The 19859-nt window shown below is 43.3% G+C and carries 14 protein-coding genes and 1 pseudogene; 3 read left to right on the top strand and 12 right to left on the bottom strand.

Annotated elements, in window-relative coordinates; translation table 11 throughout:
• Positions 1-24: 24 nt before the first annotated feature.
• The 4 genes from KAI36_RS12540 to KAI36_RS12525 all read right to left on the bottom strand — a co-directional run bounded on the left by KAI36_RS12540 (position 25) and on the right by KAI36_RS12525 (position 4480).
• A complete protein-coding gene (locus tag KAI36_RS12540) occupies positions 25-1128 on the bottom strand; it encodes an NADH:flavin oxidoreductase (RefSeq protein WP_220027911.1) in 1104 nt (367 codons plus the stop codon).
• Positions 1129-1238: 110 nt separating this feature from the next.
• The gene (locus KAI36_RS12535; protein ID WP_053325445.1) at positions 1239-2261 is read right to left on the bottom strand and encodes an NADH:flavin oxidoreductase/NADH oxidase; all 1023 of its coding nucleotides are present in this window, start codon (positions 2259-2261) and stop codon (positions 1239-1241) included.
• 304 nt (positions 2262-2565) lie between these two features.
• Entirely contained in the window at positions 2566-3210 is a 645-nt protein-coding gene (locus KAI36_RS12530; RefSeq protein WP_220027910.1) for an SDR family oxidoreductase, read from the bottom strand.
• Positions 3211-3571: 361 nt separating this feature from the next.
• On the bottom strand, positions 3572-4480 hold the full coding sequence (locus KAI36_RS12525; protein WP_375162971.1) for a LysR family transcriptional regulator: 909 nt from the start codon (positions 4478-4480) through the stop codon (positions 3572-3574).
• A 75-nt stretch (positions 4481-4555) separates the two neighbouring features.
• Between KAI36_RS12525 and dapA the strand changes: the two genes are divergently transcribed.
• Positions 4556-5437 (top strand): 4-hydroxy-tetrahydrodipicolinate synthase, encoded by an 882-nt coding sequence (gene dapA / locus KAI36_RS12520; protein ID WP_220028111.1) that lies wholly within the window; start codon positions 4556-4558, stop codon positions 5435-5437.
• A 324-nt stretch (positions 5438-5761) separates the two neighbouring features.
• Here the strand turns inward: dapA and KAI36_RS12515 are convergent, their stop codons facing one another.
• The 5 genes and pseudogenes from KAI36_RS12515 to KAI36_RS12495 form a co-directional block, all read right to left on the bottom strand.
• The gene (locus tag KAI36_RS12515; protein WP_023988604.1) at positions 5762-5866 is read right to left on the bottom strand and encodes a DUF6254 family protein; all 105 of its coding nucleotides are present in this window, start codon (positions 5864-5866) and stop codon (positions 5762-5764) included.
• A gap of 370 nt (positions 5867-6236) precedes the next feature.
• Positions 6237-8630, bottom strand: a complete 2394-nt coding sequence (locus KAI36_RS12510) for a cellulase family glycosylhydrolase (protein ID WP_220027909.1) — start codon at positions 8628-8630, stop codon at positions 6237-6239.
• Positions 8631-9073: 443 nt separating this feature from the next.
• Positions 9074-10129 (bottom strand): annotated as a pseudogene (locus KAI36_RS12505) (glycosyl hydrolase).
• 675 nt (positions 10130-10804) lie between these two features.
• The gene (locus KAI36_RS12500; RefSeq protein WP_220027908.1) at positions 10805-11491 is read right to left on the bottom strand and encodes a cyclase family protein; all 687 of its coding nucleotides are present in this window, start codon (positions 11489-11491) and stop codon (positions 10805-10807) included.
• 245 nt (positions 11492-11736) lie between these two features.
• Positions 11737-12651 (bottom strand): arginase family protein, encoded by a 915-nt coding sequence (locus KAI36_RS12495; RefSeq protein WP_220027907.1) that lies wholly within the window; start codon positions 12649-12651, stop codon positions 11737-11739.
• A gap of 106 nt (positions 12652-12757) precedes the next feature.
• On the opposite strand from KAI36_RS12495, the gene KAI36_RS12490 reads away from it, so the two are divergent.
• On the top strand, positions 12758-13099 hold the full coding sequence (locus KAI36_RS12490) for a winged helix-turn-helix transcriptional regulator (protein WP_076294731.1): 342 nt from the start codon (positions 12758-12760) through the stop codon (positions 13097-13099).
• Positions 13100-13453: 354 nt separating this feature from the next.
• Here KAI36_RS12490 and KAI36_RS12485 read toward each other — a convergent pair whose 3' ends face one another.
• The 3 genes from KAI36_RS12485 to KAI36_RS12475 form a co-directional block, all read right to left on the bottom strand.
• Positions 13454-15214, bottom strand: a complete 1761-nt coding sequence (locus tag KAI36_RS12485; RefSeq protein ID WP_220027906.1) for a glycoside hydrolase family 2 protein — start codon at positions 15212-15214, stop codon at positions 13454-13456.
• Positions 15215-15573: 359 nt separating this feature from the next.
• Positions 15574-16503, bottom strand: a complete 930-nt coding sequence (locus KAI36_RS12480) for an ArsR/SmtB family transcription factor (RefSeq protein WP_023988598.1) — start codon at positions 16501-16503, stop codon at positions 15574-15576.
• A gap of 263 nt (positions 16504-16766) precedes the next feature.
• Positions 16767-18827, bottom strand: coding sequence for a beta-galactosidase (locus tag KAI36_RS12475; RefSeq protein ID WP_220027905.1), 2061 nt, complete (start codon positions 18825-18827; stop codon positions 16767-16769).
• A 149-nt stretch (positions 18828-18976) separates the two neighbouring features.
• Here KAI36_RS12475 and KAI36_RS12470 point away from each other — a divergent pair, with 149 nt between their 5' ends.
• Positions 18977-19819, top strand: coding sequence for a helix-turn-helix transcriptional regulator (locus KAI36_RS12470; protein WP_220027904.1), 843 nt, complete (start codon positions 18977-18979; stop codon positions 19817-19819).
• The last annotated feature ends 40 nt before the right edge of the window (positions 19820-19859 follow it).

Here is a 19859-nt window from a genome sequence, read left to right as displayed (position 1 = left end):
AGGTCTAAAGGACGTACTTTTTTCTTAATCGACCAATTCAAAGTCCTTTATCGTTGCATTCGGTCTTAAAATCTTTTCCTGGTCAAATATAGCTAGCGGTTCATCATTTTTAACTTTGACAGGCCAATTATGATTAGCAAGAGATCCTTTGCCCAAAGTAATAATATCGGCTATACAATTTTCGACCATCTGACTTGCTTTAGATGGGTCTTCCAGGTGTCCATTAGCCATCACTGTAATGTTTCCATACTTCTTGGCAAGTTCAGCAAGAGATTGCCTACTACTGTCTTGAAAGGCTGGTTGCCAAGCCTCATATTCCGTGACATGGATATAATCAAGCCCCGACTGTCCTAACTGTTGGAAAATCACTTTTGCCTCTTCTTCTTTACCAGCCCACTTATGCTCATAATCATTTACTTTCCCTTGGGAGATTCGAATCCCAACTATAAAGTTTTCTCCTACGGCTTGCCGAACTGCACTTGATACCTCAACCAACAATCGAACACGATTGCTGAGCGAACCTCCGTATTCATCCGTTCGCTGGTTTGTATAGTCCGTAAGAAACTCATCCAGTAAATAACCATTTGCACCGTGAATTTCTACGCCGTCAAAACCAGCTGATTTGGCACGAACAGCAGCATTCACAAATCCCTTAATTACGTTTTCAATATCTTTCTTCGTTGCTTCCACAGGCATCGAAAAAGCTCCTTCACCGCCATAAAACGCAAGTTGCTCTCCTTGTGGTTGCACTGCTGATGGAGCCAATTTATTTGATTCGAATCGGTTACCTTGAGATAAAGCACCCGCGTGTTCTAACTGAACAATAATTGCTCCGCCAGCCTTATGAACAGCTTCCACCACCTTTTCCCACGATTTAGCCTGTTCGTCAGTGGCCATCCCGGGCTGGTTGAAATAACACTGACTAAACAGTTCATCTGTATAGGTTCCCTCAACAATAATCAAACCAAACCCGCCATGTGCAAATGAAGCATAGTATTGTGCCATTTGATCCGTTGCAAAGCCTTCTGGAGAAGCACTCGTGCGTGTCATAGGTGCAACACCTAATCGATTTTTCAGCACTATATTTCCTATTTTTGTAGATTCGAACAATGTGCTTGTGTTAGGCACTATCCAAGAACCTCCTGATGTTTTTAGTTCTACAAAATTAAATCGTCCAATCTTCCGTCCCGAATTTTGCTGACTCAAGCAGGATCAACCAATAATGCATACAGTCGGTCTTAGAACCCTGTAGTATACTGTGTAGGGATTGCAGTTTCTTTTTTCAATTTTGATGCGGCTTCCAGTGACCAATAAGGATTTCTCAACATCCCTCTACCCACAGCAACCAGATCGGCCTCTTCATTTCCGATAACTGCATTCGCCAAAATTGGATCTTCTAGTCTTCCAACGGCCATCACTGGAATATCCAGAGCTTCTTTGATTTCTTTTGCCAAGGGGACTTGATACGCTGCGTGAGTTCCTGGTCTGCCCCATGCAGCTATAGGTCCCTCACCGCCAGATGAAATATCAAACATATCTACTCCTGCCTTTTGATATTCCTTGGCAAAAGCAATGCTTTCCTTAATACCATATCCACCTTCTACGTATTCTTTGGCAGAAATACGCATCAAGAGCGGCATATCTTCCGGCATTTCGCCCTTCGCTGCCTGAATGATCTCCCGACCAAAAAGGGTAAGGTCTTTACCGTATCTATCTTCCCGTTTGTTCGTAAGCGGCGAATGAAATTGATGAATCAAATAGCCATGTGCACCATGAATTTCAATGGTGTCGAATCCAGCCTTGACAGCGCGAGCTACAGCAGCACGAAATTTCTCAACTAGTCCTTTAACCTCTTCTGTTGTAAGCGCGCGAGGTTGTTTTGAATTTTCATCAAATGCAATGGCAGATGGCGCTACAGGAACTTCAGCATCTTCCGCCTTGCGTCCGGCATGCGCGATCTGGATTCCCACTTTGGCACCGTAGCTGTGACAAGCATCTACAATCCGTTTGAGAGCAGGAATCTGCTCATCTGACCATAAACCAAGATCAAAATCGGAGATACGACCATCCGGCTCTACATCTGTCATTTCAATCATGATAAAGCCAGCTCCGCCTACCGCTCGGCTAACGTAGTGTATATAATGCCAATCTGTGGCTATCCCATCCTTTTTGTCAACCGAATATTGGCACATTGGAGGCATAACTACGCGATTTTTCAATTCCAAACCTTTAATTGTATAGGGACTAAATAAATCTTTCATGTGAGAAAGACTCCTCTCTGAGGTATATTATGAAATACATCAATCAAATGCATGCACACGCATATATACTAACATGTTTGTTTCATTTGTCAACTTTAGGCATGATTTCAAAACTTCAAAGTAAGTTACGCCATTTACTCGTTTGTTGTAGTAAGCCACTTCTTCGTCTATATCGTACAACCGGCATTGCCTGAACACGTAGTCATCGGAGCCATAACTACGCTATTCATCAGAGTGATTCCGCTTTTCAATGTAATTGGTGCAAATAATTCTTTATTGTTTGGTTCATACTTGATCCTTATCTTCAGATTTTTTGCAATGCATCGACAACTGAAACGTCACCAGTAATCAGATCAAAAGCTCGCTTGTATGTGTTCTTCTCATCTAAAGCTGCCACAATGGCACGGGCTACATCCTCACGAGGGATACTGCCATAGGTGATATTCTCCGCAGCAGCCACTTTTCCCGTACCCGTTTCATTCAAAAGAATCCCCGGTCTTATGATTGTATAATTCAATCTACTGCTTTCCAGCATTCTATCCGCATAATGCTTTGCTGCAAAGTAGGGGATAATATTGTCATGCCAGTTCTTCCGGTTATTCGCCTGAATTGCACTGATCATAATAAAACGATCAATACCTGCCTTTTCAGCCGCTTCAATTGTTTTTCCAGCACCATCAAGATCAATTAACAATGTTTTTTCATATCCCGTTTTCCCACCAGAGCCAGCAGTAAACACTATAGCATTGCACCCCTTAGCGGCTTCTGCAATGGAGTCTACAGTCCCTTCCAAATCTGCAAGGACCGTTTCAACGCCCTGTTTTTGATAAGCATCAGCTTGTTCTTGTTTCCTAACCATCGCACGGACTGTGTGTTCTTTGTTTTCTTCCAAAAAACGGATAAGGTGTTGTCCAATTTGTCCATTTGAACCTACCACCAAAACCTTCATCTAATCACTCCTCATTATTATATTTTGTCCTTTCCCATTAACATAAATATCACCATTCTTGGGCAGTAAGGTCGATCGTCTTGTTCTAATTAAACATTAAGTAACCGAATGCTTTAGCACATTACCAAATTAAAAAAAACATGCGCATGCATTTAATTTAGTGAAAAAATTACTTGCTGTCAAGTTTTGAATGCAAATATGGATTGCTTTTTTTCAAAAAAATACGTAGATAATTTGAATAAACTTTGCTTCCTCTTTTCATTCTAAGTCCTCATCCTCTTCGGCACGTTAAACTGTGAGCGCTTCTGGTATCCACTAGGAAGCGCTCATACTGTATATTAATTTTGATGTGGAGGAAAATCTACATTCTCATGCTCTCCATAAAAAAGCTCAATGCATTGGACACCCACTTCTTGGGATGAAGAACAAGCTGAATTTCCAGCTTGAGCTCAGCATGCTCAAAGGGTAACACCTTCAGCTCTTCCCGTTCAATCTCCTCCAGTGCAGCCATTAGAGGTAGAATGGATATACCCTCTCCAGTTTTGATGCTCCGTTTGATCGCTTCCGGATTACCCAGCTCCAGACTCACGCGATAGGTGATTCCATTTGCTCGAAGCACTCTCTCCAGCAGTTGTCTGTAGTTGCACGTATGCTCGGGCATAATCCACTCGGCATCTACCAGATCATCCAGGCCGATTCTCTCTTTATCGATAAGCGGATGGTTCGGATGGACAATCAGTACAAGCGGTTCTTCTCGAATCGTAATCCACTGCAAGGCCGGATTGCTTGAATCGTCCGCGAGGATCAGCCCGACATCGGCCTCCCCTTCCCTGACCTGGTGCAAAATCATCTCTTCGCGATCCGTATGCAATCGTATGTTCAGATCAGGGTATTCTTTGCGAGTCGCCTGCATATACGGCGGCAGAAAATACGAAGCGATGGAATCCATAGTACCGATCGTCATGGAGCCCCCGCCCTGCTTAGCCAATTTTTCTTTCGATTGCTCAAAAAGCTCCAGCATTTGTCCGGCAAGCTTGAATAGCTCTTCCCCGGCGGAGGTAAGACGAATCTTGTTGTTGCTGTAGCGCTCGAACAATTTGACTTGATACGTTTTCTCCAGCTTCTGAATCTGGGTCGTGACGCTGGATTGTGCGTAACCGAGCACTTCTGCTGCTCTTGTAAAGCTTTCACGAATGGCAACTTCCCGAAATGTCTGAAGATAAATGAAATCCAATCTGGCCACCCCATCGAAAATTTTGATTAGAATCATCGTTTATTATAGATAACTCTGATGCTGTCTCCTATGTTACATTAGATTTAATTCAACGGGAAGGGATAACTGATGATGATGAACGAACAACATATTCATGGGATTTTCATACCGCTGATTACACCTTTTACGCGTGACTATAAGTTGGACATTGATTCGTACCGGAAGTATGTTACCTATCTTGCAGGCCATGACATCCAGGGTCTGGTCGTTAACGGTACGACAGGAGAGTCGCCAACCGTATCCTGGGATGAAGTGAAGCAAATGGTACAGGTGACGCAGGATGTTCTGAAGAGCATGAACAAAACCGTTCCGATCGTCATTGGCACGGGAACGAACGATACTTATTCAACGGTGCATCGGACGGAAATGGCGGCTGAATTAGGAGCGGATGCAGCCATGGTGGTCACTCCGTATTACAACCGGCCGACGCAGGAAGGAATCTTGGAGCATTTCCGTGTCGTATCTCGTGTAGGCCTGCCTGTGCTTGTATATGAGATTCCAGTTCGCACAGGCAGTCGCATGACAATAGATACAATACGCAAAGTGCTGGACCTGGATGGCGTAATTGGGCTCAAGGACAGCACGGGCGGTCTTGATCTGCTTTTAAAATTGACCCAGTACGAGACTAAGCCTGTCCTCTGCGGAGAGGATGCCTATTTCCATGCCATGCTATGCCAGGGAGCTGCCGGCGGTATGCTTGCATCCGCTCATCTCAATATCCAGAAGTATGTGGATATATACCAACGTTTTGTGGCTGGCGACATGAACGGGTCGCGAGACAGTTTCATGCTACTGGAACCGATGATCCAACATGTATTTGCAGAGCCAGCCCCGGCTGCGATCAAGTGGTGGCTTACCCAGCAAGAGATTATTGCTGCCGAGCAATTGCGTCTTCCACTTATGCCACTGTCGGATCAGGTGAAGCAGGGTCTCCTGAATTCAATCATATCCTGATAAATCAGCTTATCTCAGACTACCCAATCATAACGTAGAAGAAGCATCTCCTGGACAGGAGATGCTTCAATTCTTAGCCGGAACAGGCAACCTTCAGAAAAACGAATTTAAGAAGATACTCTCTATAGTAGAACGCTGTATCGGTGTTTTCATCCTAATGAGGTCCGCAATCTGAAAAGCTTACAGGCAATAGCTAGATGGTTGTTAGTAAATCCAGTTGCAGCATTAAGGGAATTCTTTATGTAAGCGAAATTATTGCAAAAAGAAGGCTGCCGGTGAATTTCACCGACAGTCCTTCTCTTCCAAGCAGTATACTCCTCACTCCTATTCGCTGGACAGCTCCTTGAGCGATTTGACTTTACCATGGGGATGCTGTTCTTGCTTTCGTGACTTCCAGGCTGCTTCTTTCCTTTTCTTCTGGTGAGCCATAACAGATATCCTCCTTTGGAAATTGTGATGTATACTACTTTCTTAAGTTGTCATTTCTCAGCTCTGTTCATTCATAAAACTAAATTCGTTGGATTTTTGTAATAATTCAGGGGTTCCAAACCGTTTCAAAGGAATAGCTGGGAGCATGGCTTCATGTATTCTGGGTTTGTTGGAGATTGCATTAATTGAGCAAACGGAGCTAACTCAAGCGCTGCACTGGGAACAATTTTAAAAAAACAGCCGATTTCTCCTTAACATACTAGAAATCGGCCTTTGCCTTCCGAAAAAGAGGATTTAGTACATATAATACAACACAAATAATCAGAAATATCGGTGATGCGCCCGCAAGATTGGAAAGTGCGTAAGAAGGCTATTTGTCGGCTGAACCGCTATAAACTGTGCTTAATTTCGATGTCGCCCTAATACCATTGGGACCTTCAATAATAATGCGACCTTGTTCCGTAAAACTTGTTCCTTCCCAGTCAGTAGCCATATCCAGATAATCGAGACCCGCGCTGTTTCCTTTCCAAGACCATGCTAGATAACCTACTCCCTTTTGCTCAGCGTAACTCATAATGGTAGCCTCATCAACATCACCGCTCGTATGCTTGATGCCGAATTCGCCAATCACCAGAGCCAGGTTTTTATTCAGTACATTATCCATGTTGCTTTTTACTGTAGCAGCATTTCCACCGGCATATTCGTACATATGAATGGAAAACATCGTATTTTTAAGTGGATCTGCATTAAAGACTTCTGTTCCGTAGTCGAAAATAGATTGCGGATACTGCCCCCATCCTGCACCGTCAACCATGATTGTGTTTTTGATGCCGGCATTTCTAAGCTTGGGTATAACAGACTTATAGCCTTGCGCCCAGCCTCCGCCATCCCATGTTCCATACCATTCATTCGCAATATTGAGGATAACGGTGCTTTCTTTTCCAATGAGTGCGCCTTTCATTTCAATCCAGTAATTCGCAATATTATTCAATACAGTAGCGCTATCAGACCCTGTACCATCATGTACCTCAAGGACAACAACCAATTTGTTTTGCTCTGATAAAGTGATTAAATTCTGTAGCTCAGACAGATTGTCTTTTGTCCATTGCTGACCATCCGACAGTACGATTCTGATAGTGTTCGCTCCCGTTTTCGCAATGGCAGGGATCGCTGCCAACTCTTGCCCCTTATACCATGTATAAGCGTGATTGATTCCTCTCATTACAAAAGGATTTCCGTTGGCATCGTACAGCGTTGTTCCATTAATATAAAAGCCTGTATTCTCAGAGGTAGCATTTGTCGTCACAGTTATGATATTGCTTGCTGTGGAAACATTCCCTGCTGCATCCCTAGCTTTTATTGTGAAGCTATACGTTGTATTGGCGGTAAGCCCCGTCACCGTATAACTTGTCGTGTTGGTTGAATCGACCAAGGTTGTTCCATTATACACATCGTAGCTGGTAACACCTACATCGTCTGTTGAAGCATCCCATACAAGACTTACCGAAGTGCTTGTTTTGGAAAAGCTGTTCAGGTTTGCTGGTGCCGTTGGTGCTGTCGTATCAGCCGTCGATTCAACAAGCGTAAACTTCCATTTCTGCTGATCATTTCCGTTATCGACCCATTGCTGTACATTTGCCCCGTCATTAGTATAACCCCCGATTACATCCAGCGCTTTACCGCTAGATTTAACGAGCAGCTTATAATATCCGCCGCCGACGCTAATAATCTTCCATTTTTGATTAGATAATTCGTTGTCTGTCCATTGCTGCACATTAGCACCATCTTCGAAAGAGCCTCCAGCTACTGTCAATGCTTTACCGCTGGATTGCACAATCAGTTTATAGTATCCGTCGCCAACGTCGATCACTTTCCATTTCTGCTGGGGTCTGCCGCTGTCTGTCCACTGCTGCGCCTTGGCTCCATCGGCAGTGGAGTTTCCTGCTACCTCTAGGTTTTTTCCGCTATGCTGTGCTGTTAGTTTATAAATTTCACCTGAAACAATACTTGTGTCGGATGCGCTAGTGTCCACATCAATCACATTGCTTTCAGCCGATACGTTCCCAGCAGTATCTCTGGCTTTCACATAAAAGCTGTACGCCATGTTAGCTGTTAAGCCGGTAACGATAAAGGACGTTGACGCACTGGAGCCTATCAGGTTTGATCCGTTGTAGATGTCGTAGCCGGCAACCCCTACATTGTCTGTAGATTCCGTCCACTTCAAGCTTACCGTCGTATCGGATACGGAGGAACTAGTCAGGCCGGAGGGGGCTGTTGGAGGTGTGTTATCCTCCGGTTCGTTGGCTGAATGCACTTCGAATTCCCAGAGAGAATATCCGTAGCTAGTAGCCCTTTCAATGCCGTTCATTCTTACATATCTTGCGTTTGTTGCTTCGAAAGATATCTTCTCGATTCCTCCCTCTCCAGTCGTAGTGGAATAGACGGTAGTCCAATGATCATTATCCGTTGATGTTTGAACTTGGTAGGACTTCGCATAAGCGGCTTCCCAGTTAAGCGTAACCCCATTGATTTCGGTAGTATTGCCGAGATCTACACTTATCCACTGTGGATCTGAATATTGTGAAGACCATCTAGTTAGTGAATTCCCGTCAATCGCAAAATCAGCCGCCTTACTCGAATCTTCGACGGAGCTTGCAGTTGCCGATTTGGTGAGAACAAGGTTTTCGGAAGCGCTCACATTTTTGATTGGCAACAGACTAATAAGCAGACCAAACAAAATCAAACATGTTATGGTTTTTTTCACCCCAAAACCTCCAATTCATATAAATAAACGACTGATTAATTAGTTCTACATTATTCTTGAAGTTCACTAATTTACCTAAATTGTCTTTTCTGGGTTTCCCCCTCTCTTCATAGCTTTCTATTCAAATCTTCATCCCTGAGGCGTTATAAAGACTCCTCCTTTAACCGCTTTCTATTTAGAGTTACATTACTTATTTCGCTTCGATTGATTTTCTATACCGTCCTCCAGCGATGAAATTTCATCAAAGCGATCTAAAGCATATATATTTTTGTACTCCAGTACTATTCCTTGATTAATAAAAAGTTTTAAAATCTATTTGAAAAACTCATAACAATGCGCCTGAATCATGCAAATGTTATTGTAACTCCCTAAAGGACATGTTTTTTAAGAGACTATGAAGAACTTGCATTCTTCATAGTCCTGTTTAACGAACTAATGATCAATTATTCAGCAAATGATGCAAGTGAACTGCCTTCCCACATTTCCCTCTTATTCAGTGTCCAACCATCATTATAAAGATTGTAGGCACCTTTATTAGCTGCGGAGCTCCATCCCTCATCCCAAGCTAAGAAATAAATGGTTTTCGGATATTTTTCTTTGATGGCATTGATAAATAAAGAATAATCCATACTACCATTGGTTGCCTGCGGACCGACTTCTGTGAAAGCAAAAGGCTTATCAAGAGCTGTTAACTCGTCATATCCTTGAATCGAATAAGGATTTGAGAAATAAGCGTCTAATCCAACAATATCAACATATGAAGATCCAGGGTAAAAGTCTGTCTTAAAGTTTCGGTTGGCGTCTGGTGCGTATACCCATATCAGGTTATCCAGTCCTCTTGTATCGGTCATATAATGATAGACTTTTTTTTAAAGCTGTTTATATAAAGTGATACGTTCGCTGTCCTCTTGGTTATAGTCGGTGAGTCCCCACCAGAACCATTCTCCGTTCATTTCGTGAAGAGGTCTGAAAAGAACAGGAACACCTTCATCTTCTAACTGCTGAAGGCCATCGGCAATTTTGCTTAACATAGCGTCTAATCGCTGGCCCTCTTCAGTTGATGAGTCTAGGATTCTTTCATACTGACTGTTTGAGATTGGGGTTTTATAATTTCCAGAGTTAAACGCAGGGTTAGCCAGATGCATACTGATCTGAGGTATACCTCCGTTCTTCCAATGAGAGATTAAATCGGTGTTACAACTATAATCGATCGAATCGGCAATATTAGAAATCTCCATCCATCCTCTTGAATAATCACAGCCATACACGGCAGGGGACTGACCTGTTGCATTTTCAATTCGATTAGCTTCGGTCATAGAAAATGACGCATTAGTGTACCCGCCGAATGCTCCTGACACTACGCGATTTTCCGATGACAGATTAGCGAGCCAGTTCATCACTTCCTTGGTTGTGGCTTGTCCATTAGGATTCACCGTATGTGCAGATGCTGTCTGTGAGAAAGTCGAAGCGATTAACAGAATAAGTAAGAAGTAAATCATTCCATATTTTTTGTGCATAACATAACCTCCATTTTTTAATTCTCGTTTTCATAATTAACAGAATCCCCAATATTCTTATGTACCACCTTCTCTCTAAAGGAACGGCTGGTCGATTTTTACCATCGTATTCATTTAATTGATTTCACTGTGATATTTCTCCCTATGACACTTCTGATTGCATGCTACATTATTTTTCATTCTAGCGAGTTGATACCAGTTCCTTATAAAATTTGACTTTTACGAATAAAAGCACCTCAATTATATCGACCTCAAATGAATAGATTAAAATAGTTCTATAAGAGTAAAAAATAATCCTTATAACAACTAGAATTCAACTTCATAAAGAATATTAGAGATAAGAATATGCTTAAAGTAATATTTTCCTTTTCATTCTTATGAAAATATTTTTTTCAAATTATTGTTATTATGGTGCTATATAGAAGAATTTATGCCCGCACATTTGACACGCCATGTTATAAAAAGCAAAACAAATAGATAGCGGCTAACCAACGTCTATCAAAATAAGTTGATTACATCTGAAGGCTTAGCGTAGATTTTCGCTAAAACAAAAAAGCCGCCAAAATGGCGACTTCTTATGCGTATATGTTGTTGTCTCTCCTTGCAGTGCTAAAGTCTGCACCTGTGTTCCATCAACTTATTGTTCCTCGTTTGCTTTTATTCTTCGACTTCAACAATGATGTTAACCATAGATGCATCGTGATTTTTAATGCGAAGTGGTGCTGTGAAAGCAGATAAGAGCTTTTTACCAATTAATGGTGCAGGGTTTATGTCTTCGTAAATGAGCATTGTCGGCTCTTCATATTTTTCATGGTCTAAGAAGGCATGGTGAACAAAATAGCCGTTTCTTTTGGCTTCTTCCAGATTTTCAATGCTTATGGTATCAATGGCCACAGCTTTGCAGTTCGGCAAATTTTTACGGATGAATTCCGCTGCTTTGGGAGAGACGGCTGGGAAGTTATTAGCGTATTTCTCAAAATTCGTATCTCGGTGTTTCCAATAGCTTGTATTAAAGATGAGAATATCCGCTTCATGCAGCTCTTCATATTCCTGAAGCTTTTCAATGGTAATAAAGCCGTTCGGATTAAGAGGACAATCAATTAATAGCGGTTTTCGATAGATGAATTCTTCAATCGGAACAGCATCTATTCCCTTACCGTTATTTAAATGATGCCACGGTGCATCGACATGGGTGCCGACATGAAGATACATACTTAACACACTTCCATTCCAGGCATCCCCTTTGTCCAAACGCTCTCTAGGCTCTAACTTCACTTCTGGCAATCCTGGATAAACAGGCATTCCTTCATATATTGGGTAACCGATTTCAACGTATTTTGACATACTAAGACGCTCCTGTAATTTAGTTTTAAGAATCCATTATAGGGGATATTCGCCTAATGTGTAGCTTCCGAAAAGTATAAGCGGAGTACAAACAGACAAACTGATAAAAAGACCATATCCCTACAGGTCAACTCCCTCATTTTAATTTATATTCAATCGCCCTATCTTTCCTGAAATCATACGCCCCCTTCTCCTTGATTGATTGTCCTTTTAAAAAAGATAATATAAAATAATAAACGATTATCCTAAGATATTAAAATAGGTATCTCTCCAAGCAGATTCTTTAAGTTAATAGAATCCCACGGCATATGCTCCGTTATACCTAATCCAACTACATCTGTTTCTTCAGATAGTTCTTTAATCAGATTAAGTAGCTGAGGCATTTGCATTGTTCCCGCAGGAGAAAAATTATAAGGTGCTTCAGGGTTGGCGAATAATAAAGAACGAAATGCTTTTGGGTCAAGCACATCTAAATCAAGGTGAATAGCTAGGTGCTTAATGCCACTTTCTTTAATCCACTCTCTTATAGATTCAGTACTATTCGTTAACTCTTTGGTTCCTGCAGTTTTAATTCCTAGTCTTTGAATCACTTCTGTGTCTGATTCTACAGGAGCTATATCTAGTCTTTGAAACGCTTCTGAAATGACTTCTGTTTCTTGTTCTGTAGGAGCCGCTAATCCCGCGATAAAGACATTTTCAGGTTTTAGTGGGATTTTCACATGTTTTGCGAACTCCTCATCTCCTTCTCCCAAAAGATTTCCGAGCGGTAATGTATGACCGTTGTCATAGCCCACATATCTAACTAAATCACTGTGAGCATCGATCCAAATTAAACCTAATTCCCCACCGTATCGTTCGTTCAAATAGGCAAATGGAGCTTGTTCCACTAAGCAGTCACCACCAAACATTACAATGCGATCTGGCTTATGAGCATCAATGATATGCTGAGCAGCCTCTAACTGTTCAAGTAGCTGTTTTCTCCCATTCATACCGTTTTCGTTTTCAAGCGGAGTCCCCTTATAAGCTTGAACTGGAACATGAATAAGGGGTTGTTCATTATCCGGAGCTAGCCAAGCAAGCAGTTCGGCTCCAAAAGAGTAATTAGGATTGTTTCCCCCTTGCCATTGTGGCATTAACAGGCGTATTGTTTTTTTAGTCATGTTTTTCTCTCCTTTACTTCAAAAGTAAGGTTAGTATAAACTGAACACAAATAAAAACGTAGTACGCACTATTTTGATAGGTACTACCCGAAAGGATAGTGTAAACATGAGTATGACTGAATTTAAAGGTAAAGTTAAAAATATTCAAGATACACCTTTTGGTTATACAGTTTCATTGATTGGTGGTAAATGGAAAATGGTTATTATTTATCTCCTAGCCGAAAACCGAACAGTTCGCTTTAATGATCTGAAAAGACAGATAGGAGCTATTACTTATAAAACATTGAGTTCACAACTAAAAGAATTGGAAGCGGATGGTCTGGTGAATCGAAAAGAATATCCTCAAGTCCCCCCTAAAGTCGAGTACAGTCTCACAGATAAAGCAGAAACGCTATTACCTGTTTTGGAAGGGTTATGTGAGTGGGGAACAAAAAACCAAAATAATTAAATCCAGTTTTCTACTAAAAATCCTGTGTGCGAAAAGTTGTCCCGTTTTCCAACACTGCTATCCCAAGTTAAACTTTATGGTTAACAGCAGTGACACTTTGTTTATTTAGCTCTAAATGCTGAAGATGCCGTATTCATATACTTCCTCTTATTCTCCAACCGAAGAGGAAAGGCGGCCTTCCATAATGGCTCTGATTTGTTCGGTCGGCATCTTCGGTTATCTATCATGCGTCAGCAGAACGTTGATTCCTGTTCCACGTCCGTCAGCTGTGTGTAACAAAAGTCTTGTACGACAGGTGAATGCAGCAATGACTGGACAACATCATGCAGCCGTTCTAGAAATTTAATTATCTTTTCAAGCCAGATTTATCTCCCGAATCACTTCAAGCGGAACCTTCGGTTCTCGGTCTTCCGTCAACAATCCGTTGACTTCCTGCTGTACATCAGTTACCTGTGTATAGCAATAGCCCGAGAGATAGGGGGTCGCTTTAATTGCTCCGGTGATTGCACGGAAACGTTCGATAAAAGCTTCGACTGAATCCACCTGGTTTCCGTATCCCCAGCCCTTGTCCGTCTGGAAGGCAATGCCGCCGAATTCGCTTATGATAATTGGTTGTCCCCGGTAGGTATATCCTTCTGCAAAGGCATATTTCCAATTGTTAAAGGAGATGCTGTTGTTTACAATGCTTTCCTTGTCCTGATATCGCTCCAAAAACTCTTCGCCCGTCTCCACATAATCATGAAGGGTTAAAATATCCGAGACTGTATGCTCCCAACCGTCATTGGTAATCACCGGACGATACGGATCAATCGTCTTCGTCAGATGATAGATGGTTTGCGTGAACTGCTGCTGCCTTACATCATGTCCAATGGTCGATATGCCCCACGATTCATTGAACGGGACCCAAGTTATGATGCTTGGATGATTGTACTGCTGTGGCACGATTTCCAGCCATTCCTTCGTAAAGCGGCTAACCGCCTGATCATTGAACTCAAAGGTCGACGCCATTTCCGACCAGACGAGCATGCCTTTCACATCACACCAATATAAAAAGCGAGGGTCTTCCAACTTCATATGTTTACGAACCCCGTTATATCCCATCGCGGCTATTTTATCGATATCTTCGATAAGGGCTTCTTCAGACGGCGGAGTCAGATGTGTTTCCGGCCAGTAGCCCTGATCCAGAATCAGCCGCTGGTAGAGAGGGCCATTATTCAATAGAATCTGCCCGTTTTCAATCGATATTTTCCGCATGCCAAAATAAGAATACACCCTGTCGCTCACTTTCTCATCCTCATACAGAATAAACTCTACATCGAACAAGTTTGGCGATTCCGGTGACCACAAGCACTGCTTCCATGGACCACCGGCTTCATGAAATACATGGACCTCTACCGTTATCCAGGGCCTGTCGGCAGATAAGCTGACCTTTTTCACATGCTGTCCTTTCAGCGTAATCCGTGTCTCTAGGCGTAAATTATCTTTACCCTCGATACCCATGAGCTGAAATTCAAAGCGGATCATATGACGGTCGATATCCGGTGTTATCTTGACCTCATTGATTCTTACCTCATTCACATATTCAATCCACACACTTTTCCAGATTCCGGTGCTCTGTACATAAAAGCATTCAAAGTTTTGATCCACCCAACGCTGCTTTCCCCGGGGCTGCGTGCAGCTCTGACTATCCTCCACTTTAAGCACGATGCTATTCTCCGAGTCGTAAGTGATATAGGGTGTGATGTCGAAAGAAAACGCAGCATAACCTCCTTCATGCTCACCAGCCATAATTCCGTTCACCCAGCATTTCGCTTTATAATCTACACCCTGAAAATGTAGAATTGTCCTTTTCGCTATTGCCTCCTGCGGGACCTGCACGCTCCTGCAGTACCAGACCACCGGATGGAAGGTCTCGACTCCGATCCCGCTTGCCTTGGTTTCATAAGTAAAAGGTACGTGGATTTTGGCTCCCTTCGGAAAATGATGATACCATTGCTCGCTTTCACCCATTTTGCCGTCGTCGAAGGCGAAATCCCACTCCCCATTCAAATCCAGCCACTCTTTGCGGACAAATTGCGGCCTTGGATAATTTTTGATATAAGCGTTTGTAGTCATACAGTTTCCACCTATCCTTTGATATATAATTAGTCGCCTTAGCCTGATGACTTTACAGTGTATTGCTATCAGCTGTAGGTCCGATCGTCATCCTTTGCTTCCTGGTCATAAATTTTCGATATTGGCATGGCCCCAAACAGTCATCCAATTTTTTTCATGCGAGTGTCTCCCCTTTGTTTCGGCTGCGAAATACAAACAATAAAATCAATTTGTTACACTATTATTGTATCTTTAGGGGATTATATAGCGATGCATTTTTAATGTCAACGCTTTCAAGTTAATTTTATGTAACTAATAAACTGAATAAGGCTTTAGCTACAGAGCACCTGCAACTAAAGCCTATCCACTTCACCAATATCTCAATCCATGACATAATTCACAGTCATTTTGATATTCTGATCATAATCTCCAAATTGCTTTCCGAACAGGTTGAGCCCACCTTGATGCACCGCATCTGGCTTAATTCCGATCCGCAGACGCAACTTGTGGCTGTTTTGCAGGTTGAGCTGATCCAGTGTAACCGAGGAAACCTTCTCCATATCCAGCGCAGTCTTCTCTTTATCTACTCGCCAGGTCTTGAGCAACCCATACTGGGTAGACCACTCATACCACCAGGCAGGATTCAGCTTGCCGCGCCTGTCTCCAAAATCACCGGGACACGTCCACATGCCAATCTCCACGCCATTAACCCACAAGGAAATATCAGAAGGCCAATTGTTGTCATAGTTTGGTGCTTCAGAACACATTTCCATCGATAGCTCAAGCGATTCTATTCGCGCTCCTGCCGGTATTTCGAGCGGCATTAAATACTCGACATAGCCCTTGCGGAACCATATCATCTGGGCTCCGATATGCTTCGGGTGGAAAAAACTCGCCGGTTCGTCCTCGCGTATGATCATCCCGTCTGCATTGGCCATACCGCACGTCGGTGAAACCTCACAATCGCTATAATGACCGATCGGCATGTCCACTTCGTAGATCTGTACATCCCCTTTGGGTACTGCTTTTTCAAGATTTAGCGCAATATGAATGTCATCATAATTGCGGCTGCACATCTTCATCGCGCCGCGAGAGGCAGGCAGCAGCTCTGTATTAATCAGTCTAGCTGCCTCCAGAACCTTGATATTGTTGGCTACCGTAGACACCGGAAGTTGAAGAGCTTCCGCTATTTCTACAATATTAAGGTTTTTAGAAATCAAGAGGCGGAGAATATCAACTCGGGAACGGGTGGATAAAGCATGCGTAACCGTTACCAGCTTGTCCGGATCATCAAAACTAAGCTCAAGCATTGCATCACCCATCTCAATTTACTGTGATTATATTACAATAAGTTTACTTGTATGCTTTGAAAGAGTCAATAAACTTGTATTAAATTATTAATTTTGTATTAAATACCGATCATGTCCGTTTTCTCTGGTTCAAGAACCCATAGGAAAGACAGCGATTATTGAGCCGAACCCTGTACACAAAAGCAACACGTTATTCCCTTGCTATATGCAATAAAAAGCCACTGATCTTCGGATTAAGATCAGCGGCTGATGCTCTCTTCATTTTAATCTTTCTTTAATACCCATACTCCATACGGTTCCAAAGGTACGGTACCAGTAAGCCTGCTACCGGAAAGGAGCTCCTCCGTCTCAACACTCAGTTTAACCTGAGCCGTTTCTCCGCTGTAATTCAGTAGAAATACCAGCTCTTCTTGTACATCCGCACGAATAGCGACTTCTACCGTCGAAGGAGCTTTGCACCACCCCGCAAGCGGAGATGTCACCGGCAGCTGTCTTAGGAGCTCAGCCGCTAACGCTAAGTCAAAAGCTGCACCCCAATAGTAGACCAGTCCCTTGCCGACACGGTTGACGGTCAAGGCCGGTTTCCCTTCATAGTAGCTTGATGCGTACTCTGCGAGTACTTCTACCGTATCAGCATGAACATTCAATATATCGTTGAAGCCTGGAGCCCAAAAATCAAGAGCTTGATCCTTAAATCGCACCGATACAGGTGATGCTGTCCCATTTATCATCGTAAAGTCCTCTACGTGAACGCCGCTCATTGCGGCTGCAGGGCCTGGGAGTGGCTGCATGCGGCATTGACCGAACTCGTTCTTATAACCGGTGCGGCAGCCGAAGATCAGGATGCCCCCATCCTCTACATATTTCTGTAACATAGCTGCCGTACTGTCTCGTAGGATCGCCGGATGCGTGTATACCAGCACCTTGTAATTGGCCAGTTCCCGCAGCTGTTCTGATTCCATACCCGGACGGATTGTAACCATATCCGAAGGTATATGTCCATACTGCAGTGCCTTGTACCAGCCGAGCTCACTTTGCTTTGTCAAGGGACCATACCATTTATCCAACTCGCCATCCCACTCGTTATCATAGTCACGAAGTAGAGCAACCTCTGCCACGTAACGTTTGCCAAGAATCCGCCCTCCAACCTTTTGCAGCTCCTTTCCGACGCGGCCTGCTTCTGCGACCCGACGATTCGGCTGATTGTGATAATCATTAATTCCATGCCAATACATTTCCGTACCAAACGTTGCCGTTCTCCAGCGGAAATACAAAATCATGTCTGCTCCGTGAGCAATGCTTTGGTAGGTCCACAATCGCATCTGCCCCGGGCGCGGAGATGGCATCTCCATCCTGTTCACCCATCCTCCTGGACCGGATTGCTGCTCCATCACGCAGAAATTTGGTGACATCCCTCTGACATTACTTAAAGAAAGCCCCCACTTGCGATCCAGCAATGGCTTCTCCCCTTGGTCCGGATAAATGGTACTGAATTGAGGGTAAGAATCGTACGAGAAAAAATCAAGCAGTTGATCCGTCATTTTATGGCTATCCAAATGCCCGAATACACCGTTGGTTGTCACCCACTGATTAGGCGCTACTGACCGAAGTATGTCCACTTGTAGCTTGGCAAACGAAATGGTGTTATCGGATATAAATCGCTTCTCGTCCAAAGCCTGATGAGGATTCTCTGACCCGGATACGGTCGGACGAGTTAGATGGACCTGCTTCCAGCTGTCATAAGTTTGATTCCAGAATACAGCACCCCAGGTCTTGTTGAGTTGCCCCAACGTACCGTATTTTGCCTCTAGCCAGCGCCGGAAAGCCTGATGATCTGCCTCGGCATAGAAGACGTTTATCTCGCAGTTCAGTTCATTATCAATTTGCCACCCAATGATGGCCGGATGATCTTTGTAATGTTGTGCCATCTCTCTTGTAATACGTGCGCAAAGCTCCAAATAAACGGGACTGCTGTAGTTATAATGCCGACGCTGACCGTGTTGGAACGTGACTCCTTCCATGGATACGTTCAGCACCTCGGGATACTTATAAGTAAGCCATGCCGGTGGCGTAGCTGTTGGTGTGCCCATGATCACTTGAATCCCGTTCGCGTCTGCCTGCTCCAAGAAACGGTCAAACAGCGTGAATTCGAACTTTCCTTCCTCCGGCTCGAAGATCGACCAAGCAAATTCTCCAATCCGAATGATGCTGAAGCCCAGTTCCTTCATTCTTATGAGATCGTCCGACCACAACGATTCGTCCCAGTGCTCAGGATAATAACAAGCTCCCAAATGAAAGCGATCTAAAGATAAGGATTTCGGCATGCTCCAATTCTCCTTCAGTAGAAATGATAGTACAAAAATGTGATTCTCTGATAATCGTATCTATTGTAATATAAGAATAAAAGGATTAGAATAACTCGATTTTGCTAATTGAATTACTTTTTTGCTAACTTACTCAAGGAGATGGATACATGATTAAAATAGATTGTTATCTTCCTTCGCCCATTCTAAATAAAGGTATGCTGTTTCCCGAATCGTTAGGGCGTTACAAGCACTTCCCCAATCATGGGGAGCGAAGGAATGCAGGATTACTGAAAGAATACAATTTACATATCATTTTTGCAGGCAAAGGCGTTATTGTGCATGATGGGAAGGAAATCGAGCTTACCCCTGGCATGGGCTTTCTTTTCGGCAAGCATACGACGCAGCAATATCGAACTAAACCCGAGGATCCCTGGGATGTCCAATGGATTCATTTTGACGGGCAGGATGTAGATTCGCTATTACAAGGTCGAAGCATGCATGAACCGTATCTGTTCTCGCTCCACCGGCCAGAACGTTTAAAACCGCTGATGGAAGAAATGTTGCAACTTGCCCAAACTTACCGTCACGACTATGATGTACGGATCTCTTCCCTGCTTTACGAAGTCCTTCTGGAGATCGTCCATCATTCCCACCAAATTTTCGGCACCTCTCCCGGCGGCACCGTCCATGAGAGGATTCGTCATACGGCGGAATATATTCGTATGCATTGTCGAAACATGCTCGATTTGAAGACAATGGCTGCGACGTCAGGTTATAGCTCCTTTCATTTTAGCCGACTCTTCCATCAGATCATGGGTAGTACTCCAGCTCAATATTTGCTCCAATGCCGAATAACGCTGGCCAAACATTTCCTTGTATCCACGGCACTCACTGTAAAGCAGATTGCACTGGAAACCGGCTTTCATCAAAGCAGCTATTTTATCAAGAGGTTTCGAGAGCATACAGGCATCACGCCGGAGCAGTTTCGCCAGCTGAGAAGGATGGGTTAGTACAAACCAAAACTCCTTCAATAGCTGGACGTGTGTGTAT

Source organism: Paenibacillus sp. S02 (assembly GCF_019454065.1).
GTDB lineage: Bacteria > Bacillota > Bacilli > Paenibacillales > Paenibacillaceae > Paenibacillus > Paenibacillus polymyxa_B.
The sequence above is the reverse complement of the archived record's forward strand: the minus strand, read 5'-3'. Positions and strand labels throughout refer to the sequence as shown.